The sequence below is a fragment of the Shewanella sp. FDAARGOS_354 genome (genome assembly GCF_002209245.2).
Lineage (GTDB): Bacteria > Pseudomonadota > Gammaproteobacteria > Enterobacterales > Shewanellaceae > Shewanella > Shewanella xiamenensis.
Window position 1 is genome coordinate 2,635,015 of record NZ_CP022089.2, and the last position, 21,110, is coordinate 2,656,124.

Here is a 21,110-nt window from a genome sequence, read left to right on the forward strand (position 1 = left end):
ATGCAACAAGATGCGCTTCCACTCTAATTTGATGATTTATTTGTAAATCATCAGGGGATTCTTCAGTCCTGAGTTGGTAAAGCTCTACCTCAAGGCTGGCGCAAATCTTTACTACCAAAATCAATTTAATAACTGCTGGTTAAACTACTTATTTCACCCTAACCCTCAGTATATTTATCAAGATAATCAGCGCATCGCTATGCTAGATCTGCTGCTTGAACAGGGGCTGGATATCAATCATTCGGTGAGTTTCTGGACCAATGGCGAGTTAAATCATCCCTTAGAAATCCTTTATGCAGAGCGCAGCAAAGAGCTATTCCTACATATTATTAACAAAGACCTTTATTTAGATATTGGTCAATTAAGTCTGATAGAAGAGATTATTTTCTCCAGTGACTTTTGGGGAATAGAAGCTTTCGCGCCATTAGTAAAACGCTATCCTGAGTTTAAAAAGCCTCGTTATATTATGGCCAACGATAGCAGCTTTTGGGATGACGCCAATTTACTCGAATTCTGTGTCTACGCAAAAGCGCAGCAATACACTGAATTTCTGCTGGATCATTATCCGCAGCTCAAAGCCGACTCCCACGCGAAAAGTTTGCTCTACGCGGCATTGACCTCAGAATTTGACCTCAGAATTATCGAAAAATTGATTAAGGCGACCGTCGATATCAATCGCATCTATAGGATGACACCGCCTGACGCCGACCATTCCCCCGTGCTCAACCAATTTATTGATAACGCCCAATTTACCGATGTGAATAAACGGGAGTATATCTATCAAGCTCTAGATCTGTTGCTCAAATATGGCGCGGATCCAAATTCCGTATTTATGAATGCGGGTAAACCCTATGAAATGTTAGCCTGGTCGAACTTGAGACTATTGGTTTATCCGATGGTCGAGAAGAAAACCTTTCTACCGGAGTTTCTCGACCTCTTCATAAAATATGGCATGGATATCAATAAAAAGTTTGGTGCGGTGGATGAACCAAGCTTGCTGACTATCTGCCAACGTGGTTCGGGTAAGGAAGATCAAGCCACACTTATCCAAGTGATGGAATATCTGCTCACCAAGGGACTCGATTTAAGCCTTACCAATATTTACAACACTAACTACGTGTCCGCTGCGGCCATCGCCTGTCGAACCCAAGTTCTCGAATGGCTGATTAACCTCAGATCTGGTTAAGCCAGCACTAAATTAGAGCTATCTAACAGTTCAAGCTCCTGAGCTGTTAGATTTAACGATGGCTTTTCTTCTTTTAAACAATATGCAATCAATCCACCAAGTAGATTGAGCATGAACCCATGCTCGCTGCGGTGTCTTGAGTGTTCAATATAGGAAATGTTCTTCAATTGGTCATTCACTGTTTCAATGATGAATCGCTTTTTTAAGATTGCTCTATCCCATAGAGAAATAAACTTTTTCTTCATGTTCTTACGAACTGTGGTGATTAACTCAACGCCCTTTTCCAAAAGCTCACCTGTTAGGGCTTGGCTAATATAGCCTTTATCACCATAAAGCTTACCAAAAAGAGACTCAGCCATTTCACTGACAGGTTGCCTGTCATCGACATTACCTTTCGTCAGTTTTAACGCTACAATTTCACCCAAGTGATTGATAATAAGATGCAGTTTAAATCCAAACGACCAGCCCATAGTTCCCTTTCCATGTTCGGCAATGCCTTCAAAAACCTTATTTCGCTTCGCTCGAATAATATGACAGACTTCAATTTTAGTGGAGTCGACAAACTGAATTCCCGTTGGCTTTCCAAGCTTTGAAGTCAGATAGCTACACATAGGGACAACGACGCTAGGCATTAATGCAAGGAAACGAGTGTAGCTCAACAACTCTGGAAAATAGGGTTTTAGCTGGCGACAAACATAGTGCAGATAATAATTTTTGAAATCTCGGTAATGTGATTGATGGAAATGAATGATAATGGTCATCACTTCTGCGGGAGAAAGGCGACAAGGTCTATTACGCTTCATTTCACCATTATCAAGCAATAAGCGTTGCCAATGTGGGATAAATAACTGACAGAAATCATCGACATCACAGTAAGTTTCAACTAGTTTGTTCATGCTCGTTCCTTTTTCTAATCACTCTTGGTCGAATGATCGGATCAGGGAACGAGCATTTAGTTCCTTTTGGGAGCTAAATTCTTATCCGAAGCTCAGGTTGATTAACCAAGGCGGAGATATTTTCACCCATTGCGGCCATGATAATTCGCCCATATTGCACAAGGCAATTTCAACCTACTGGTGGGATCAAATCACAGGCCCGATGCGACGTAATACTGTGGAACTATTACTGCGCCACGGAGCCAAAATTGAAGAATTCTCAGTAGATGAACAATTTACGCCTCTGATGTGCGCCTGCTATTACGGCGCGCAGTCCTGCGTTGAAGTGTTACTCGAGCAAGGTGCTAACCCCAATGCCATCAATGCCGAAGACACCACCCCAGCCCTTTGCGCCGTGATGGGCGGCAGCTCGAATGAGTTTCCACGCTTTGAATCAACAGCGGTGCGGATCTTAAGACTGTTGCAGCAACATGGCGGCGACTTAACCGTAAGTAACAGCTTAGGTTATAGCCCGCTGAGTGTGACTATGGAGCAGGAATATAAAGAGATTTTCGAAGTACTACTGCAAATCGTCCCCTACAGTGAGTCACAACTTGAGCAAGCCCTGAGCAAAGCCCAGCCACAAAGTTATTTCCAACGTCGGCTATTACAAAAGCTAGGGCGTGAAATACCAGCAGCCCCCACAATTATCGAACATAAGGTAGCGAAGCCAGAAGTCGCATCGCTTACTCTTGAATGTGGCACAACCCATGTGGAGGCGCCAAAAACCGCTCAACCCCAAAAAACTAGACTAGAGGTCAGTGATGCGGCGGTGGATAGAAGCCAAATCCCGACGCTGTTTGATCTCAAAAACAGAGTGCAGCATTTCTTTAAGCCGATAGCCAGCGATCCAAGCATCACAGCTCAACAGTTAAACTCGGTTAAAGAGCAGGTGGAACGATTGATTGAAAAGCTCGACAACTTTAGCTTTTTCCGCAATCAAGCGACAAAGGCCGAATTTGAGGAAGGTGTTCAGGAATATATCGATGAAACCGTCGAAGAAATTAACGGGATTATCGAGGATGATTACCCCGCGCTTACCGAAGCCTTAGTCGATTCCGTTTGGACGATTTTGCAATACTTTAGGGTTGATATTGAGATAGAAACCGCACTTAGAAAACGCTTTTGGTAGCAGTTAGCACCTTGGCAACTAAAAAGACCAAGCATAAAGCCCCAACGCTGGGGCTTTATGCTTTCGAGACTCACATCAACTCAATTGGCCGCCTATTAGCCAACATAATGGCGAAAGCTAAAGCTTAAACATCAAAGGCTTAAACATTAGCGGCTTTAGCAAGCAGCAACTGGCTACGGATAATTTGGCGGATCTGATTATGCAGTTCAAATACTCGAGCGCGATCATTAAGATTTAGCGATAGATTTTCCAGCATGACTAAGTCCAAATTAAATTCGGGATAATGCAGGGTCATCGACATATAACCAGTTAAATAGCCCGTATGACTGTATTCGACGAGGCCATCGTCCTTATTGATCCTTATTCCATAACCATAACGCATATTCGGCCACAAAAATTGGATCTCGGTATACGCCGTTGTCATCCTTTGATAACTCTCTGGACTCAACAACTTGCCAGCATGTAATTGCTGCTGAAAATCGGCATAAGTGGCCGCCGAGGCAATTAATCCACCAGCGGGCAATAACGCTTCATCAATTACCAGCTCAGCAGGTGCAATCACTTCACTTTCCTGTAATCCCACCGCCAAGCTAGGTACTTTGGCATGAATCGCCTCAAGACTACCCTGCTCAGCACTCAGGCCATTAAGCTGGTATCGCGCAGCAAATTGCGTCACCTGCTCGGCAAAGGATTGGTGATTGACCTTTTCAAGCACTTGCCCAAGCAGTGAATAACCAAAGTTGGAATATTCAAATTGGCTACCCGGCTCAAATCGATTGGCCTTACCTAGCTTATCGACCCCCGATGTATGCGTCAGCAGTTGATGCAGCGTAATCCGCTCATCATATCGACCGGGATTTAAAGCGTTTGCACTTGAATTTGTGCCCGCCACAACGGCTTTTAGTGCCTTGTTATCTCCCTTCGCATCACCCAAAAGGTAATGATTAAGCGTTTGAGTTAAATCGAGTTTCCCCGCATCGACCGCCTGTAATATCAAGGTTGCAGTGATTTGTTTAGAGAGCGATGCCATCACAAAGCGCGAATCTTTACTAATACCTTCACCCTTTTGCAATTCAAACAGCGGCTTACCCCGCTCAAGCAGGATAACACTGCCACTCAATGGCTGCGGCGAATCCTTGATCGCGGCTTGGATTAAGCTCTTAATCTCCGCACTCTTTGAGGCAGAAGATGCGGTTTGGCTTTCAAGCTTAACTGACTGACCGCCTTGCGCGCTTTCCGACACAATCGCAGCTTCAAGCGACTCGCCAACACTATTGGCACTTGGGAATAATAACAACCCCGATAGCAGGGAGCCGATAACACTCAAACGCATGGGTTATCCTTAACTTAATTAGCAAATACTGCCTGATTAGAAAGCGGCCAGCTTATCATAAGTTTTCATAGTGTTGCGGCGTTTGAGATGAGCAATCAAAGTATGGATTGAGTTTTTAATATAAAGTCATTCACAAACCTTGACTGCCACTCGGCACTGAAGGATCCCCTCATAAATCAGCCATAGCATAGCCATATTTGAGCAACTGATTGGCGAATAATACCCAGGCCGCCAGCAATTCTTTCTCCGTGATTTGATAATCAGGCCGCCTGAGTACCTCCAATCCCAAGCGAATCGTTGAGAGTACCGTTCGATGCCCAATGGTATTGGCCTGAAAATGCTTATCCCAGCCCTGTTGCTGTGCGTGTAAACCAACTAGCCACAACAGGCATTGAACCATCAACGCTATCAGTAGGATGATGTCGAATCGCTCTGGACTGTTGGTACGACTTTGGCGTAAGCCAAAGCCGTATGCCGGGCTTTTGAGGTCACGAAAGGTTTCCTCTATTTGCATACGTTTGGCGTACAGGTTTACCAGCTGCTTTGGGCTCCGAGATTCTGGTGGTAAATTGCTGGCTAACACCCAAGGCTCTTTCGCCGATGTTGAGTACGTTTTTGCCGATGGATGGTGGCAATTAGTCCTCGTTGAACGCTGATTTGTACGCCCCTTAGGTTTGCTACGATAAAGCGTGAGATGGCAATTGATAGGGTTAGTTTTGGTCAAGGTCTTACAACCCAGGCTCTTCGCTTGACCGTTGGCCAAGTCATGTGTACTGCGAACTGCACGCCAATTTTCAGCGCCAATATCTGCAAATTGAACTGTACCGCGAATACGGCTTAGCCAAAACCAACCATGCGCCTCAACCTCTTTGTACCAAGGCACTTTGAACCCCGCGTCAGTCACGATGAGAGGGGTAACATGCAAAGGTAAAATCTTGGCTAAGTCCGCTAAAAAACCGTTGTGGGAGGCCTTAGAGCATTGTTCTGATAGGGGATAGGACTTCTCATACAGGGTAATAGAGCGGCCGTTGAAGGCTATTGAGGCGCGCAGAGCCATGATGCGTTTATGCTCTCGGATGTCTGACCAATCGACGAGCACAATCGGCATAGGGTTACCAGAACAGATGAGGCTGGCATGCCATTGGTAGACAGCTAACCGTTCTTGATGCAGATGCGTGTTGCCGAGCAAACGATCAATGCGCTTGATGTTGTGCTTGGTTCGGGCCGTGGTTGGTAAATTTCGACCTAACTCAGTCAAGGTCAGTGTCTTACATTCAATCAGCGCCTTAGAGGCCAGCATCAAGCTGTTTAATCGTTTTAGGTGAAGTTCTGGGCAGTATTGGTGTAAAGAATGTAGTAGGATATTGGCTTCGCGCATCTTGTTGTCCAAGTGTAGTTTTTGGCGAAACCATTTGATCATGCAACAAGATGCGCTTCCACCCTAATTTGATGATTTATTTGTAAATCATCAGGGGATTCTTCAGCACTCGGCACCTATCTTTAGAGCAACCTCAATAACTATTCGCTTGAACGTAAGCATAAAACAGATTATGTTGTTGATTTTAAATGACTGGTAAAGATTTCAATTTGAATATTTGTTCTAAGGAGAGAGCATGTTTTTTACATTACTGTTTATTACCTTTGCACTATCTATAACTGTTTCATTTCTGGTTGTTTCAATTTTTAAAAAACCATTAGGCGAAATATTTTCTCGAATTATTCAAGATTCAATCAGTGCCGCTTGGCAAAAATATATCATTTTTGCCACATATGTTGTGGGCATCTCTGGTGGCGTTAGGATTTATGATTTAGAGCGTTACATTACCGCTCGACATAAAGATGTAGAGATTCTTCAGTTAACACTAGAACGTTGGACTATTGAGATTTATCGGACGATTATTGAAACGTTGCAAAGTATTGCATGGATGTACCTTATCGTATTTATATTTGCCCTTATCGCATATGTCATTGTTAGAGGCTTTGAACATAAAAATACTAACAAGCAAGTGTGACATGGCTACCAAGCAGAAAATTAATCAATCGCAAATTAAAAATTTATATATTGCACGATTAAAAAGAATGTTTACGGTGATATTCATAGTCACGGCATATGTTCTTATCGTTCGCGGTGCTATCAGTTTTTTTCACCCAAAACTTGGTGAATTACTTCTATTGGCAGACTATCTAGCAGATAAAGATGCCATGATTTGGCTAGTGGTACACATATCAATGCCAACTTATGATTTTCTAACTCAATCGATATGGGGCAATTCAACCACATTTTATACTCTGCTTTTATGTGTATTCTTATTGGCTGTTTTTTTTACAAAAAATCGCACCATCAAAGACTCGAATAACCAATAAATCATTAGGTTAAATATCCCTATGAGCACTGAACTTATCCATGCAGTTAAAGCCAAGGATACACTTGCGGTTAAGCGCATTATTGCTAATGGCGCTGATATTCAAGGGGTTGACGAGAATGGGATGACGGCACTGTTGCATGCCTGTGATCTACAGTCTTTTGAACTGCTCAAACTATTAGTGGATGCGGGTGCCGATGTGAATCATCCAAATGCGCTGGGGTATCGTCCGCTCGATATTGCTTACTGGCAAGGAGAGTTTCGCATGGGATGCTATACCACTGAAAGTCAGCGTATGGTGAGCTATTTAAGCCACCATGGCGGTAAATCCTTTAGCTAGATATCAAAGCCAACTAAAAGCCCTATAAACAAAAATCGCGTTAGGCTCCGCTGTTCTAGCTTTGCCTAACGCGATTTTCTATCCCACTTACCACTTACCGCTTAATCACCAAAGTCATCGAGCAGGATATTTTCAGGCTCGACCCCTAGGCTTTCAAGCATACGGATCACCGAGGAGTTCATAATTGGAGGACCACACATGTAGTACTCGCAATCCTCTGGTGCCTTATGATGTTTAAGGTAATTTTCGTAAATCACATTATGGATAAAGCCAGTGTAACCCGTCCAGTTATCCTCTGGTAACGGCTCCGACAGCGCCACATGCCAAACAAAGTTGTCATTCTCAGCCGCTAATGCATCGAAATCCTGTTGGTAAAACACCTCACGGGTCGAACGGGCACCGTACCAAAAACTCATCTTACGCTTGGTCTTTTTACTCTTTAGCTGATCGAAAATATGTGAGCGCATCGGTGCCATGCCCGCACCACCGCCGATAAATACCATTTCTGCATCGGTATCCTTCACAAAGAACTCACCGAATGGGCCAGAAATAGTCACCTTATCCCCCGCCTTGAGGTTAAAGATGTAAGAAGACATCTTACCCGGTGGCACATTGGCCGATGGTGGCGTGGCAATACGCACGTTAAGCATAATGCGGCCCTTTTCATCGGGATAGTTCGCCATTGAATAGGCGCGCAGCACATCTTCATTAACGGTGGAGACTAAGTCGAACAGACCGTATTTTTCCCAATCGTCGCGGTACTTAGCCGGAATATCAAAATCGGCGTACTTCACCACATGGGCTGGCGCTTCAATTTGGATATAGCCACCCGCCTTAAAGCGCACGTCTTCACCTTCGGGCAGTTTTAGCAGTAACTCTTTGATAAAGGTGGCCTTGTTATCGTTTGAGATCACCTCACATTGCCACTTCTTCACGCCAAAGATTTCTTCTTCTAGCTCAAGTTCCATATCGGTCTTCACCGCCACTTGGCAGGCGAGACGACAGCCTTCTTTGGCTTCTTTTTTAGTGATATGCCCTTGTTCTGTTGGCAGAATATCACCACCGCCCGATTTGACTTTCACCCGGCACTGGCCGCAGGTACCGCCGCCGCCACAGGCTGAGGGAATAAAAATATTCTTACTCGCCAAGGCGCCAAGCAGTTTGTCGCCTGCGGCAACTTTAATGCTTTTCTCGGCATCGTCGTTAATCCCGATAGTGATCTCACCGGTAGTCACTAATTTCTTTTTGGCGATAAGGATTACTATCACCAGTAGGCACACCACTAGGGTGAACATGCCTATGCCTATTGCCATTTCCATTCGATAACCCTTTTTCTAAACAGAATGCGGTTTCACTTTCTCAGCCACGCGTTACAGCGAGATCCCCGAGAAAGACATAAAGCCAAGTGCCATCAACCCTGTGGTAATAAAGGTGATACCAATCCCCTGTAAGCCTTCGGGAATCGCATGAAACTTCATCCGCTCACGCAGCCCTGCCAGCATCACAATCGCCAGCGCCCAACCCGTGCCCGAACCCATGGCAAACACCGCCGATTCGGCAAAGTTGTAATCACGGTTAGCCATAAAAATCACCCCGGCAAAAATCGCGCAGTTTACGGTGAGCAGTGGCAGGAAGATCCCGAGGGAGTCATACAGGCTTGGAATGTATTTATCTAAAAACATTTCAAGGATTTGCACTAAGGCCGCAATCACACCGATAAAGGTGATCAGTTGCAGGTAACTTAAGTCGATGCCAGGCATGCCCGCCCAAGCCAATGCGCCCGGTGCTAGTACCTTCGCATAGATCAGTTGGTTTAAGGGCACAGCTAAGGTCATCACCACGATAACCGCAACGCCTAAGCCGAAAGCGGTCGACACCTTTTTAGACACGGCTAAAAAGGTACACATACCGAGGAAGAACGACAGCGCCATGTTGTCTAAGAATGTGGCCTGTAAAAACAGATTAATATAGTGTTCCATATCCGCTCCTTAACCGCGTTTACGCTGGATCACGTTAATGGTCCAGATCAGCAGGCCAATCAGGAAGAAGGCGCTTGGTGGCAACTTAAACATCTCGTTAGGTAAGTACCAGCCGCCGTTTTCAACCGTAGTCAACACGCTATGACCAAATAGATTGCCCGTGCCTAACAGCTCACGCACAAAGGCCACACTGATCAGCACCAAGCCATAACCCGCCGCGTTACCCACGGCATCGACCACAGCTAAGTGCGGTGGATACTTCATCGCAAAGGCTTCGGCGCGGCCCATGATGATACAGTTAGTGATAATTAACCCAACAAATACAGAGAGTTGCTTAGATAGTTCGTAAGCCACATCCTGCAATACCATGTCGACGATAATCACCAAGGAGGCAATCACCGTCATCTGGGCAATAATCCGCACACTATTAGGGATAAAGTTGCGAATGGCGGAGATAATCAGGTTAGAAAACACCAGTACGAAGGTCACCGCCAGTGTCATCACCACGGCCGTCTGCATGGAGTTACTCACCGCCAGCGCCGAACATACCCCCAGCACTTGCATCGCCACTGGGTTATTGGCAAATACAGGGCCTGCTAGCATGTCCCGCATGGATAAACTGTTGCTCATTTTGCACCTCCCAACTCACCTTGCTCAGCCGATGCCTTTAATTGGTTGAAGAAGGTTTGGAAACCCTCGACGCCAAACCAAAACTCCATTGCGCGCTGTACGCCACGGCCTGTCATGGTCGCGCCACTCACAGCATCAACACCGTGGATATCACCCTCTTTGGCACCGCCTTTCACGAGGCGCATCGCAAACTTGCCTTTTTCATCAAAGAGTTGTTTACCCTTCCACAGGGATAACCAATGTGGGTCAGTCACAAAGTCACCGATACCTGGGGTTTCACCGTGCTCGTAAACCACCATGCCTTTAATAGTATTAAAGTCAGGCTCGACGGCCACGTAACCGTAGATCATCGACCATAGCCCTTTACCGTAGAAAGGCACTACGACGCTGGTTAATTTGCCGCTATCATCGAACACCTTAAACACGCGGGCATCGTTGGCGCGGGTCTTGATTTTGGCGATATCCTTTTTAGGGGCGCTTGAGGTTTCAGGGTTAATCGCCGCCATGCGCTCGTCAAAGTCGAGTACATTGGCATCAGAGTCCACTTTGCCTGTGTCGAGATTAATCAATAATGGCTTAACGGATTTAGCAAAAATCTCTCTAAACTCATTACCTTGGCCTAAATTGACATCGGCCGCCATCAACACATAACGTTGTAACTCATCGCGTTTTTTCGCGAGTTTGCGTTCTTTTAATACGCCTGCGGTACCGGTGATCATAAAGGAGCACAAAAGGCAGAGCGTAATGGTGAAGATCATGGTCCCCACCACAGTATCTTTCTTAAATACCATGACGTTTTACTCTCCGTTTGATGTTGGCACGGGCCACCAGATAATCGAACAGCGGTGCCCACAGGTTGGCGAACAGGATGGCTAACATCACGCCTTCTGGCATTTTGGGGTTAGCCACACGGATAAGGATTGTCATAAAACCAATCAAGGCGCCGTAGGCGAACTTGCCTTGGCGGGTATAAGAGGTCGTGACAGGATCGGTCGCCATAAACATCATCGCGATAGCAAAGCCGCCCGTGACTAAGTGCCATGTCCAAGGCATTGCCATCATCTGGTTTGTGCTTGAACCAATAACATTGAACAAGGTTGCAGTGGCAATCATGCCCAGCATCACACCCACCACAATGCGCCAGTCGGCTAAACGGGTGATCAGCAGCAATAAACCACCAAGCAACACAGCGAGAGTGCTGGTTTCACCAATCGCGCCCACGGTAAAACCGAAGAAATTATTCCACCAGTTAGGATCGCTAAAGGCACTGTACCAAGCGTAATCGGCAAATTGCAGCTTACCGGCAGCGGCTTGCGCTAGGGCTGTCGCGCCAGAAAAACCATCCACGGCAACCAGTTGCTTAACGGTTGTGACTTCAGATGGATAGGCAAAATAGATAAAGGCCAAGCCAGCTAATGCGGGGTTAAGGAAGTTATATCCCATACCACCAAACAGCTCTTTGGCAATCACTACCCCAAAGCTAATCCCCATTACCACCAGCCAGAGCGGAATCGAAACAGGTAAAATCAGCGTAAATAACAAGGCTGTGACAAAGAAACCTTCGTGCAATTCTTGGCGACGCACCTTGGCAAACACCACTTCCCAAAACAGGCCTGTCAGCAATGCCGTTAAGTAAATCGGCAGATAAAAACTTAAGCCGTAGAGGAATAAACCAATCACGCCTGTCTCGGCACTTAAGCCACCGCTTAAAGCGTTAAACAGCACGAGTTTCCAGGTATCTGGAGTGCTTAAGCCGCTTGCTAGTGCGAGCTGAGCCTGTAAGCCTACGTTATATAAGCCAAATAAAATGGCAGGCAATAAACAAAGGCCCACTAAGGTCATGGTACGTTTTACGTCAATGGCGTCACGTACGTGCACTTGTCCCTTAGTGCTGCGACCACTGGCGATCACCAATGAGCGCACAAAGCCCTTCATCGATTTACCCGTGGCGTAATACTCTTGCTGCAAATCAGGGGCGTCCTGTAAATCAGGTTTTTTAGGTTGTGTCGTCATTAACCTTCCCTCTCGATAACATCTAGACAAGCACGTAGCTCTTTACCGAAGTCATACTTGCCAGGGCACACAAAGGTACACAGGGCCAAATCTTCTTCATCTAACTCCAATGCGCCTAACGCCTGCGCCTCATCGGTATCTCGCACCACTAAGTCACGCACTAGCAGAGTGGGTAAAATATCCAGCGGCATTACGCGATCGAGCTGACCAAAGGCCATCATGGCGCGCTGAGAGCCGCCCTGATGGGTGGTAAATTCGAAGGATTTAGTCAGGCCAAATAAACGGGAGGTTACCGCACGGGTGATAGAGAATTTGTCCGAACCGCCACGCACCCAAGGCAATACTTGGTGCTGTGCATCTTCGGCGAGAACCGATACCTGGTTGTGGAAGCGGCCTAAAAAGTCATGTACGCCTTGGGCGGTATGGCCCGATAACACTGAGCCTGACACCACACGGTTATTACCGGGTTTAATCTCATCGGCCACTAAGGCGCTCAGCTCTGCCCCTAACTGAGTGCGCAGTAAACGTGGATTAAGCACACTTGGACCACCTAAAGCCACCACGCGGTCGGTATAGAGTTCACCTGTTTGGAACAGCTTGCCGTAGGCGATCACATCTTGATAGCCGATGTGCCATACCTGACGCTCAATGCTCACGGGCAAGGTAAAGTGAATATGAGTTCCGGCTAATCCGGCGGGATGTACCCCAGTAAAACGGCGCACTTGCACTTTAGGTAAGTCGGCGCCGACTAAGGTCTCACCCTTATCTTGGCAGAGGTAAACCTTGCCTTCGGTTAAATGACTCAGTACCGCTAAGCCCGCCTTAAAGGCATCGCTCTGCTCGGCAATAATCAATCGAGGATCGGCGGCGAGTGGATTGGTATCCATCGCCGTCACGAAAATACCTGCGGGTTTGGCATCGAGTGCGGGAACACGGGAGAAAGGACGGGTACGCAGCGCAGTCCACAGACCACTGTTAACTAATTGCGCCTGAACCACCTCGGCAGAAAGTGCCTGTAAATCGGTGTGGATATCGAAACGGATCTGCTCATCGGCGTCTAAGCCATTGCAGCGGATCACCACGGATTGTAAGACTCGACGCTCGCCACGGTTAATTGCCACAATCTCGCCACTGGCGGGAGCGGTAAACAGTACGCCCTTTGTTTTTTTATCTTCAAACAAAGGTTGGCCTTTTTTGACCTTATCGCCGACTTCCACCAACATCGTCGGTTTTAAGCCAACATACTCCTCACCCAACAGGGCCACTTGGGATGGCCTATTACCGGGTTCGATGATCGGCCTAGGCTCACCCGAAATCGGCAAGTCGAGGCCTTTTTTGATCGTTATAACTTGGTTTGAAAAATCTGCCATCACAAATATCAACCATGAAAATTTTTAGATAAATTTAGGGTAGATGTTTGTTAACAGATAATCCGATAGTGGCGTCACATTCCGCTGCAATTTCGTAAGTAATATACGTAAAATTGCATTATTTTGTGATGAAGATCGAGTCGGATTCTGAACAAAAACTTCAAATGTAGTTTTATAACAAATAATTCATAATTACGTCATAACTGTTTTAGAAATAACTTAACTATATAAAAACAGACAAAAATCCCCCTCTTAGACCCCGAATCGGGGCAAAGGCACAAAACCCAGAGTCAGTGGCGAGTTAGTGCACAATATGTCGCAATAAACCTAGCAAAATCCCCACAAGGCATTGGTTATTTTTAACCCACTAACATTCTTAGCGCCGCATTAACCTTTGCTTTACAGCAAAAGCTTGATAGCCTCGAACTAAGATAGTTTCCGTAGGAGAAATAGATGGAATACAGACGCATACCGCATTCTAATCTCGAGGTGAGCAAAATCTGTTTAGGCACCATGACTTGGGGCGAACAAAATACCCAAGCCGAAGCCTTTGCACAGCTAGACTACGCCATAGGCAGTGGCATCAACTTTATTGATACTGCGGAAATGTACCCTGTGCCGCCAAAGCCGGAAACCCAAGGGGAAACCGAACGCATTTTGGGCCAATATATCAAGGCCCGTGGCAACCGTGATGACTTAGTTATCGCCACTAAGATTGCCGCGCCAGGTGGCAAGAGTGACTATATTCGCAAAAACATGGCGCTAGACTGGAACAACATTCACCAAGCAGTTGATGCCTCGCTCGAACGCCTGCAAATCGATACTATCGATCTCTATCAAGTTCATTGGCCGGATCGCAATACCAACTTCTTCGGGGAATTATTTTACGACGAGCAAGAGATTGAGCAGCAAACGCCGATCCTCGAAACCCTCGAAGCCCTCGCCGAAGTCATTCGCCAAGGTAAAGTGCGCTATATCGGTGTATCGAACGAAACCCCTTGGGGACTGATGAAGTACCTGCAACTGGCGGAAAAACACGGCCTGCCGCGCATTGTCACAGTGCAAAACCCCTATAACCTGCTCAACCGCAGCTTTGAGGTGGGCATGAGTGAAATCAGCCACCGCGAAGAGTTACCGCTGCTAGCCTACTCGCCCTTAGCCTTTGGCGCCCTGAGCGGCAAATATTGCAACAACCAATGGCCCGAAGGCGCGCGCTTAACCCTGTTTAAACGCTTCGCCCGTTATACTGGTTCGCAAATGGCACTCGATGCCACAGCGGCCTACGTAGACTTAGCCCGCGAGTTTAATCTATCCCCCGCGCAAATGGCGCTAGCCTTTGTTAATTCACGTAAATTTGTTGGCTCAAACATTATTGGCGCCACAGATTTATACCAGCTAAAAGAGAATATCGACAGCTTAAAAGTCAGCCTCTCCCCTGAGTTACTCAGCCGTCTAAATGAACTCTCAGATCAATTTAGATTACCTTGCCCTTAGCTTTTACAATGAGCAGCTAATAAGTGAGTGACTTCAAGCCACTCACTTTCGCCATGAGTTGATTGTGCTGTCGCGGCAATGCGCTAACCATTGCGATAGCGATTGCAATAGCGGTTGTAGTCGCGATCAAAAACCGAGATACCGAGATGAACAGACTATTGTCCATATCGCACTCGTAGTAAGAGACTACGATGAGGCGATTGATTTTTATGTTAATAAACTCAAATTTGAATTGATTGAAGACAGTTATCAACCCGAGCAAGATAAACGCTGGGTTGTGGTTGCGCCGCCTAATTCCCATGGTACGGCCCTACTATTAGCCAAAGCCTCCAAACCCGAGCAGGAATCATTTATCGGTAATCAGGCCGGAGGACGAGTGTTTTTATTCTTAAATACCGATGATTTTTGGCGCGATTATGAGCATATGCGGTCAATAGGCATTCACTTTATTCGCGAGCCACAAGTGCAAGATTACGGCACTGTTGCCGTATTTGAAGATCTCTATGGCAACCGTTGGGATTTATTGCAGCTCAGCCCTCATCACCCCATGGCAAAAAGATGTCAGTAACTATGTGATTGAATAAAAAAGTAAATCACCCTTTTCCTCATTTAGCAATCATACTCTGCATCGACACCGATGCCGTAATGGCAAGTGTCGCTAGTTACGACCAAGCACTCGGATTATGACAAGGCACTATCAAGTTAGATGCGCTAAAAACAAAAAAGCGAAGCCATTTGGCTTCGCTCTTTGTTCACTTAATAGCAGTTTATTTCATCAACCACGCGCGGTAAGACTTACCCTTAATGCGGCCGCTGGTGATCTTGCTCAGTGCCTTTTTAGCCACTTTACGGTTTACCGCCACATAAGCACGATAGTCGGTCACGAGGATCTTGCCCACCTGCGTACCTTCAATGCCATTATCACCGGTCAGGGCGCCAAGAATATCACCAGGGCGAAGTTTCTCTTTTTTACCACCATCGATTTGCAGAGTGATCATGGTTGGCGCATTAGGCGCACTGCCAAGCAAGCTTAATGATGGCAGTGATTCACTGGTAATTTCTCGATCTAAGTACTCTTCTAGTAAGGCGATCTTGTAACCGTCTTGATCGTTGTAAAAGGTATAAGCAGCGCCTTTACTGCCCGCACGGCCAGTACGGCCGATACGGTGAATGTGCACTTCGGTATCGTAGGCCACATGGTAGTTAAATACGGCATCTAGCGCATCAATATCTAAACCACGGGCGGCCACGTCGGTAGCCACCAGCACGCAGGCGCTCTTGTTGGCAAATTGCAACAGGGTTTCGTCCCTATCGCGCTGTTCTAAATCGCCGTGCAAGGCCAAGACACTAAAGCCTAAACCCTCGAGTTCGTCGGCCACTTTTTGCGTTTCACGCTTGGTATTACAAAACACCACGGCACTTTCTGGCTTATGTTCTAACAGTAATAATTGCAGCGCTTGCATGCGCGACTTATCGTCATCTAACTGATAAAAATGCTGTTCGATGGTATTTTTTTCATGGGTAACCGCGGCCTTAACCATCACAGGGTTATACATGATTTGTTTAGCAATCGATTGAATTTGCTCAGGGAATGTTGCACTAAACAGCAGCGTTTGGCGCTCGCGTGGTGACTGTTCAATAATCGCATCGAGCTGAGGTTGGAACCCCATTTCGAGCATACGGTCAGCTTCATCAAGCACTAACATACTTAGATTGCTTAAATCTAAACGATTGCGGTCTAAGTGATCGACAATCCGCCCCGGGGTTCCCACAATAATATGGGCACCATGCTCTAAAGAGCCAATTTGCGGCCCCATTGGCACACCACCACACAGGGTTAATACTTTCACGTTGTGTATACCACGGGCGAGAGTACGGATCTCCTGCGCCACTTGGTCGGCCAACTCGCGGGTTGGACACAGCACTAAGGTTTGAATGCGAAAACGCTTAACGTCTAATTTATTTAGTAAACCTAGACCAAAGGCCGCCGTTTTACCTGACCCCGTTTTACCCTGACCTATCACATCCTCGCCCGCTAAAATGGCTGGCAAGCTTTGCGCCTGAATGGGCGTCATCTCGTTGTAGCCCATAGAAGAAAGGTTCTCAAGCAGTTCGGTTTTTAGCTTAAGGGTCAAGAAAGCCAGTGATGAAGTAGGCTTAGTATCTGAATTGCTCAAGGCGAATATCCTGTGGTGGGTAACGAAGCGGCTGCTAGGTTACTAAAATTGCGTTACTTATCGATTAAACGGGTTTATCAAGATTCAGGTTTACGTAAGGCAAGAATTCAGTTCTGCATTCGCTCAACCCAAAAGTACCGCTATTGTAGCAACAACGGGCAACTTTTACCTCAAATCCTTAAACTCAAGTCCTTAAACAATCGAAATCGTCGGCGTAAACAGCAATAAAAAAGCCCTGCTGGGATACAAGGCTTTGGTTTTGCTCAGCGCGGCAGACTTAACAGATTAAGCGATTTGGCCAAAACGGCCTTCTTGATAATCGCGAATCGCCTGCTGAATTTCCGCTTGGGTGTTCATCACAAAGGGACCCATCTGCACAATTTTTTCGCGAATCGGTTTACCCACAAACAGTAACATGCCCGCACCGCGATCATCGGCCTTAAGCTGCAATGGCGTTTGGCTATCGAGCACTAAAAACTCGCCTTCATTGAATGACCACAGTGAGCCTTCGCCCTTACTCAAGCCACCTTGGTAAATATAGAGGGCGGCAAACTCATGCTTGGATAAATCGAGCAGCGCTTCACCATTGGCGTTAATCATCAAGTCGGCAATCGCCGCTTCGCCCGCTAATCCTTGGATGGTGGCACTGATGGCGCTCTTACCCGCAAAAGCCCAATCACCCGCCAAGGCTTTAAGGGTTGCGCCTGTGTCATTCGTGGTTTCAACGCTTGGGATTGAAGCCGTATCCTGATACGTCGCGGGGCGCAGTTTATCTTTCGCGGGCATATTGACCCAAATTTGGAAGCCATGCAGACCATTGAGTGCATCGGCCAGCGGCATTTCGGAATGCACCACGCCATAACCCGTGCTCATCCACTGCACATCGCCTGCACGAATCGCTTTGACGTTACCCATTTGATCTCTATGCTCAAACCCGCCCTTACGGATATAGGTAAAGGTCTCCATCCCACGGTGCGGATGCGGCGGAAAGCCACCAATAAAATCCTGTTTATCATCGGATTTGATCTCATCCATCATCAAGAATGGGTCAAACTGAGTGCTGATAAAGTCAGCCACTCGGCGAATATTCACCCCGTCGCCATCCATCGCAGGTTTAGCAGAAAACTGGCCTAAGACTTTCATTTTATGCTCCTAACTCGTAAAGCATTAGCCTGTGCACTCGCTATCTCTTGGCTCCCCAAATGACAGCGTGAAACAGTGGCAATGCTGATGGTGGCAGAATAACAAGGAAATTTGAAAATGAATAACGCGAAATCACGCTTAGATTTTTCGAAAAAGTAGAATGGTTTGGAATTGAGTAAACGGCGTTATGACTTGCTTGAACAATACTTCTCGAAATAAAACGTTTGTGAAAAAGTGTGTGAACTGTTTATCACTAGGACAAAGGAAATTGCCATTGTCTCCCCAGTAACACGCCATCCCATTCTTTGACAAAAAGCCCAGAGGCTCGACGGCGACATCTGCTGTACAGGATGTACTAATGCAGCGATCACATGGATGTGAATGAGCTGCCATATTGCCAACGGTTACTGGTGCTTCAATGGCAATTCACACACCACATACAACCGTTTCGTCATCTGAATATATGGGACAGAACCTTGTCAGTAACCTTGCTAATTTAGTTGCCATTGAATTAGTTCAAATATCGCAAAGTACCTTAGTGAAGTGTCCAGTATTGCAGATGCTGATCAATTTAGATTAGGTATCTGCTCGACACCTCTCCTTCTTGTTAAGTGTTTTTGCACTGATACCAATACTATTCAATCTTGAGGCGTGACCTAAGGTTTCTTGGAGCTATATATCCCATTTGACGCCCTTTGATTGGATGTTTAATCAGCAACCCAAGATCCGACAACTTATCTAAATACGCTCTGGCGGCTGTCGATGATACATTAAATTCTACCAGACACTCCTTTACAGTAAACTCTCGCCCTGCATCTTCTAGAGCTTTTTTATGATAGTAATATGGGGAAGTTTGAACTCATTAAAGTAAGGCGACTTATGTATATCCAAACGGTTTTTTTGAATTTCATCAATTTTATTTTGAATATACTTAGTAAAGTCCTCTAGCGCGCGAATTATGATATTCATATTAAAATCAATGAAGTGAGTTACATCAAAGAAATAAATCTAACCACCCATTATAAATCAATAACATAATGCACTTTCAGTTTGCCTACAACTTGTAAAAGTTAACATTGTTAAAAAAAGAACCATCAAAAGTCGCAGGGACAGTATCGGGACAATAAATTGCGCTAATCCCTTAAAAAATGGGGTATTTCAGACGAGGTAAATCATCCCAGTTCTTAGGGGATACTCAGCAAGGGTTACTTTCGAAGTTATATAAGTCGTTGTCAGTTGCAGCGCAAGTGCTGGCAGCTTGCCGCAAAGTGCCATAGTCGCTTTTCGAGATGTTCGCAGTAATCCGTCATTCCGCACCTAAATTTTGCAATTTTCAGTGCTTGACAGCGATCGGTCATTCTGATCTATCCGACATTCCGCAGCTAATTTAGGAATAAACTACCTCATAGAATCTACCGAGTAATTTGAGTAGTTGTGTTTGGTGATCTTGAAGTCCAGTGATGAACCTTTGGCCGTTAATCTCTAGCGTATCTATGCCTTCGAATTGCAAGAAGACCCAACGTGCCGTCGGTCTGGAGGTCGTCTTGTTCTTTACCATACTTGGGAAGAACGCTTCGGTTTGTGCGAGTTGTTCTCTGATTTTGTGTTCTAAACTAGCGTAAACAAGCAAGCTCAACGTCATTATCATTAGCAACGCTTCAATGCGCTCAGGCTTTTTCAAGAAGATGGAAGAGGTTAAAAACTCAGGGCTTTTTAGAAAACGGAAGCCGCGCTCGACTTTTTGTTGCGATTTGTAATGTGCTAGAAGAGCCGCCATGGTGAGTGCTTCATTGTCGGTGTCATTCGTCGCGAGGATAAACATGCCTACTTTGAGCTTAGCCAGTTTTACTTTTTCTAGGTCGGTGAAGGGGGCGGCTTCGATAAAGTATTGGTATCCTGTCGGTGCTTCATCTGTCTTTGGGCGGCCCGAATGAGAGTAAGTCGGCTGTTTGATGAGAGTGCCTTGTTCAAACCCAAGTAAGTCACATTGTTTCTTGAAATCGTTAAACGCTAATTCTGCGTCAACTTCACAAGCGAATGGTTTTTTACTTAGCTTTTCCAACGCTTTGATTTCTTTTGCTATGTTTTTCTCTAAGTTCTTGAAGAAAGTGATTTCTTCCCGCTTGGTGGCCTGTTCACTGTGAACGAGCAACCAACGTTGATTGACCTTTCCGTAATCCGAGTCTATCCAACATCCTGAGTAGCCATGACCGATAGTGCTTAATTGCTCTGGCTCTAGCGCAAGTAGTGCTTGTTTTGCGAGCTTGATGGTCATGGGGACACGGGTAATGAATTTTTGATTTTGCTCATCTAGCGAGGAGATGCTTTCTTCGGTGTACAAAGCGGCATCAGCGATAAAGTAACGACTATTTTGCGCGGCTTTTAGGCAATGTATGTGTCTTTTAGTGACTTCAGCGAATGCCTTGGCATCATTGGTGTTACCACTCAGTGCTTGCATGTAAACAGGAATACCTGCTTGGTTTTCACAGATGAGTTCAAGCACGACTTGGTTAAGCTCTGGCCTATGATCCCGACTATAACCTCTTACAAGCTTAATCACGTTGGTGTTTTCATCTTGTGCATACTCACCATCAACGTGGAAGCTAGTGATATCAAGATGAACAGAATCGGTCGTCAAGCCCAGTTTATCAACAACACGCTCAGCAATAACCTGATAGAGCGCTGAGACATCGGCTTCGTATAGAGCATCTAATGTGCGGCCTAGTACATCATCAGTCAGGTGGTGTGCTTCAATGTCTTTGGCGAGTAGCTTAGATACAGGCTTGGTCTTAAAAAAGTCCGAGAACATGTGCAGTGTTCTGCTATGAAAGCCAAGTCCATTTAGGAGCATGGCCAATACCGCGTCACCATGAGAAACATTGTGGTCAGAATATTTTGGGATAACGGCATCTATCATCCGTGGCAGGCCAATTTCGTGACAAAAGGCGGCAATGAGACCAAGGTGATCTAAGCGTTTAATAACAGGATGGGTAGACATATTTTGAGACCGTCAAA

Annotated in this window: 19 protein-coding genes; 7 read left to right on the plus strand and 12 right to left on the minus strand. The window is 46.0% G+C overall.

Annotated elements, in window-relative coordinates:
• Positions 1–73 precede the first annotated feature (73 nt).
• Positions 74–1,186 carry a hypothetical protein gene (locus CEQ32_RS11905; protein ID WP_226871822.1) on the plus strand — a complete coding sequence of 371 codons (1,113 nt, stop codon included), beginning with the start codon at positions 74–76 and terminating at the stop codon, positions 1,184–1,186.
• Here the strand turns inward: CEQ32_RS11905 and CEQ32_RS11910 are convergent.
• A complete protein-coding gene (locus CEQ32_RS11910) occupies positions 1,183–2,082 on the minus strand; it encodes an IS982 family transposase (protein ID WP_088585327.1) in 900 nt (299 codons plus the stop codon). The genes CEQ32_RS11905 and CEQ32_RS11910 overlap by 4 nt on opposite strands.
• Here CEQ32_RS11910 and CEQ32_RS11915 point away from each other — a divergent pair.
• Positions 2,081–3,253 (plus strand): ankyrin repeat domain-containing protein, encoded by a 1,173-nt coding sequence (locus tag CEQ32_RS11915; protein WP_226871823.1) that lies wholly within the window; start codon positions 2,081–2,083, stop codon positions 3,251–3,253. The two genes, CEQ32_RS11910 and CEQ32_RS11915, sit on opposite strands and share 2 nt — an antisense overlap.
• Positions 3,254–3,392: 139 nt before the next feature.
• On the opposite strand, the gene CEQ32_RS11920 is transcribed toward CEQ32_RS11915, so the two are convergent.
• A complete protein-coding gene (locus tag CEQ32_RS11920) occupies positions 3,393–4,586 on the minus strand; it encodes a serine hydrolase domain-containing protein (protein ID WP_037429477.1) in 1,194 nt (397 codons plus the stop codon).
• 169 nt (positions 4,587–4,755) lie between these two features.
• The gene (locus CEQ32_RS11925) at positions 4,756–5,964 is read right to left on the minus strand and encodes an IS4-like element IS10A family transposase (protein ID WP_088585542.1); all 1,209 of its coding nucleotides are present in this window, start codon (positions 5,962–5,964) and stop codon (positions 4,756–4,758) included.
• Between the two features lie 235 nt (positions 5,965–6,199).
• Here CEQ32_RS11925 and CEQ32_RS11930 point away from each other — a divergent pair, with 235 nt between their 5' ends.
• From CEQ32_RS11930 to CEQ32_RS11940, 3 genes are read left to right on the plus strand one after another with little or no spacing between them, the layout of a single operon-like run.
• The gene (locus CEQ32_RS11930; RefSeq protein ID WP_037429479.1) at positions 6,200–6,598 is read left to right on the plus strand and encodes a hypothetical protein; all 399 of its coding nucleotides are present in this window, start codon (positions 6,200–6,202) and stop codon (positions 6,596–6,598) included.
• 1 nt (position 6,599) lies between these two features.
• A complete protein-coding gene (locus CEQ32_RS11935) occupies positions 6,600–6,950 on the plus strand; it encodes a hypothetical protein (protein WP_037429481.1) in 351 nt (116 codons plus the stop codon).
• Between the two features lie 21 nt (positions 6,951–6,971).
• The gene (locus tag CEQ32_RS11940; RefSeq protein WP_086024056.1) at positions 6,972–7,289 is read left to right on the plus strand and encodes an ankyrin repeat domain-containing protein; all 318 of its coding nucleotides are present in this window, start codon (positions 6,972–6,974) and stop codon (positions 7,287–7,289) included.
• Between the two features lie 101 nt (positions 7,290–7,390).
• Here the strand turns inward: CEQ32_RS11940 and nqrF are convergent, their stop codons facing one another.
• The 6 genes from nqrF to CEQ32_RS11970 are packed head-to-tail and all read right to left on the minus strand — an operon-like array spanning position 7,391 to position 13,281.
• Positions 7,391–8,608, minus strand: a complete 1,218-nt coding sequence (gene nqrF, locus CEQ32_RS11945; RefSeq protein WP_037429485.1) for an NADH:ubiquinone reductase (Na(+)-transporting) subunit F — start codon at positions 8,606–8,608, stop codon at positions 7,391–7,393.
• Between the two features lie 51 nt (positions 8,609–8,659).
• Positions 8,660–9,268 (minus strand): NADH:ubiquinone reductase (Na(+)-transporting) subunit E, encoded by a 609-nt coding sequence (nqrE, locus tag CEQ32_RS11950; protein WP_037429000.1) that lies wholly within the window; start codon positions 9,266–9,268, stop codon positions 8,660–8,662.
• Positions 9,269–9,277: 9 nt separating this feature from the next.
• On the minus strand, positions 9,278–9,898 hold the full coding sequence (locus CEQ32_RS11955) for an NADH:ubiquinone reductase (Na(+)-transporting) subunit D (RefSeq protein ID WP_011621547.1): 621 nt from the start codon (positions 9,896–9,898) through the stop codon (positions 9,278–9,280).
• Positions 9,895–10,689, minus strand: coding sequence for a Na(+)-translocating NADH-quinone reductase subunit C (locus CEQ32_RS11960; protein ID WP_037414594.1), 795 nt, complete (start codon positions 10,687–10,689; stop codon positions 9,895–9,897). The genes CEQ32_RS11955 and CEQ32_RS11960 overlap by 4 nt, the downstream gene beginning before the upstream one ends.
• Entirely contained in the window at positions 10,679–11,911 is a 1,233-nt protein-coding gene (locus CEQ32_RS11965) for an NADH:ubiquinone reductase (Na(+)-transporting) subunit B (protein WP_088586082.1), read from the minus strand. The genes CEQ32_RS11960 and CEQ32_RS11965 overlap by 11 nt, the downstream gene beginning before the upstream one ends.
• Entirely contained in the window at positions 11,911–13,281 is a 1,371-nt protein-coding gene (locus tag CEQ32_RS11970; protein ID WP_088586083.1) for a Na(+)-translocating NADH-quinone reductase subunit A, read from the minus strand. The genes CEQ32_RS11965 and CEQ32_RS11970 overlap by 1 nt, the downstream gene beginning before the upstream one ends.
• A 453-nt stretch (positions 13,282–13,734) precedes the next feature.
• On the opposite strand from CEQ32_RS11970, the gene CEQ32_RS11975 reads away from it, so the two are divergent.
• Together CEQ32_RS11975 and CEQ32_RS11980 are read left to right on the plus strand one after the other, a co-directional pair.
• Positions 13,735–14,775, plus strand: a complete 1,041-nt coding sequence (locus CEQ32_RS11975; RefSeq protein ID WP_069453455.1) for an NADP(H)-dependent aldo-keto reductase — start codon at positions 13,735–13,737, stop codon at positions 14,773–14,775.
• A 157-nt stretch (positions 14,776–14,932) separates the two neighbouring features.
• Positions 14,933–15,343, plus strand: coding sequence for a VOC family protein (locus CEQ32_RS11980; protein WP_088586985.1), 411 nt, complete (start codon positions 14,933–14,935; stop codon positions 15,341–15,343).
• Between the two features lie 199 nt (positions 15,344–15,542).
• Here the strand turns inward: CEQ32_RS11980 and dbpA are convergent, their stop codons facing one another.
• The 3 genes from dbpA to CEQ32_RS12005 form a co-directional block, all read right to left on the minus strand.
• Complete coding sequence (gene dbpA, locus CEQ32_RS11985; RefSeq protein WP_169547368.1) at positions 15,543–16,952, minus strand: ATP-dependent RNA helicase DbpA; 1,410 nt, start codon at positions 16,950–16,952, stop codon at positions 15,543–15,545.
• Positions 16,953–17,237: 285 nt separating this feature from the next.
• On the minus strand, positions 17,238–18,095 hold the full coding sequence (locus CEQ32_RS11995; protein WP_088586085.1) for a pirin family protein: 858 nt from the start codon (positions 18,093–18,095) through the stop codon (positions 17,238–17,240).
• A gap of 1,387 nt (positions 18,096–19,482) precedes the next feature.
• The gene (locus CEQ32_RS12005) at positions 19,483–21,093 is read right to left on the minus strand and encodes an IS1634-like element ISSpu7 family transposase (protein WP_011787758.1); all 1,611 of its coding nucleotides are present in this window, start codon (positions 21,091–21,093) and stop codon (positions 19,483–19,485) included.
• Between the last annotated feature and the right edge of the window lie 17 nt (positions 21,094–21,110).

Excerpts from the sequence above, each read along its gene's own strand:
- CEQ32_RS11965 (WP_088586082.1), bottom strand. The coding sequence starts at position 11,911 with ATGACGACACAACCTAAAAAACCTGATTTACAGGACGCCCCTGATTTG.
- CEQ32_RS11955 (WP_011621547.1), bottom strand. The coding sequence starts at position 9,898 with ATGAGCAACAGTTTATCCATGCGGGACATGCTAGCAGGCCCTGTATTT.
- CEQ32_RS11970 (WP_088586083.1), bottom strand. The coding sequence starts at position 13,281 with ATGGCAGATTTTTCAAACCAAGTTATAACGATCAAAAAAGGCCTCGAC.
- CEQ32_RS11960 (WP_037414594.1), bottom strand. The coding sequence starts at position 10,689 with ATGGTATTTAAGAAAGATACTGTGGTGGGGACCATGATCTTCACCATT.
- CEQ32_RS11915 (WP_226871823.1), top strand. The coding sequence starts at position 2,081 with ATGCTCGTTCCTTTTTCTAATCACTCTTGGTCGAATGATCGGATCAGG.
- CEQ32_RS11920 (WP_037429477.1), bottom strand. The coding sequence starts at position 4,586 with ATGCGTTTGAGTGTTATCGGCTCCCTGCTATCGGGGTTGTTATTATTC.
- CEQ32_RS11995 (WP_088586085.1), bottom strand. The coding sequence starts at position 18,095 with ATGAAAGTCTTAGGCCAGTTTTCTGCTAAACCTGCGATGGATGGCGAC.
- nqrF (WP_037429485.1), bottom strand. The coding sequence starts at position 8,608 with ATGGAAATGGCAATAGGCATAGGCATGTTCACCCTAGTGGTGTGCCTA.
- CEQ32_RS12005 (WP_011787758.1), bottom strand. The coding sequence starts at position 21,093 with ATGTCTACCCATCCTGTTATTAAACGCTTAGATCACCTTGGTCTCATT.
- nqrE (WP_037429000.1), bottom strand. The coding sequence starts at position 9,268 with ATGGAACACTATATTAATCTGTTTTTACAGGCCACATTCTTAGACAAC.
- CEQ32_RS11925 (WP_088585542.1), bottom strand. The coding sequence starts at position 5,964 with ATGCGCGAAGCCAATATCCTACTACATTCTTTACACCAATACTGCCCA.
- CEQ32_RS11930 (WP_037429479.1), top strand. The coding sequence starts at position 6,200 with ATGTTTTTTACATTACTGTTTATTACCTTTGCACTATCTATAACTGTT.
- CEQ32_RS11940 (WP_086024056.1), top strand. The coding sequence starts at position 6,972 with ATGAGCACTGAACTTATCCATGCAGTTAAAGCCAAGGATACACTTGCG.
- CEQ32_RS11910 (WP_088585327.1), bottom strand. The coding sequence starts at position 2,082 with ATGAACAAACTAGTTGAAACTTACTGTGATGTCGATGATTTCTGTCAG.
- CEQ32_RS11935 (WP_037429481.1), top strand. The coding sequence starts at position 6,600 with ATGGCTACCAAGCAGAAAATTAATCAATCGCAAATTAAAAATTTATAT.
- CEQ32_RS11975 (WP_069453455.1), top strand. The coding sequence starts at position 13,735 with ATGGAATACAGACGCATACCGCATTCTAATCTCGAGGTGAGCAAAATC.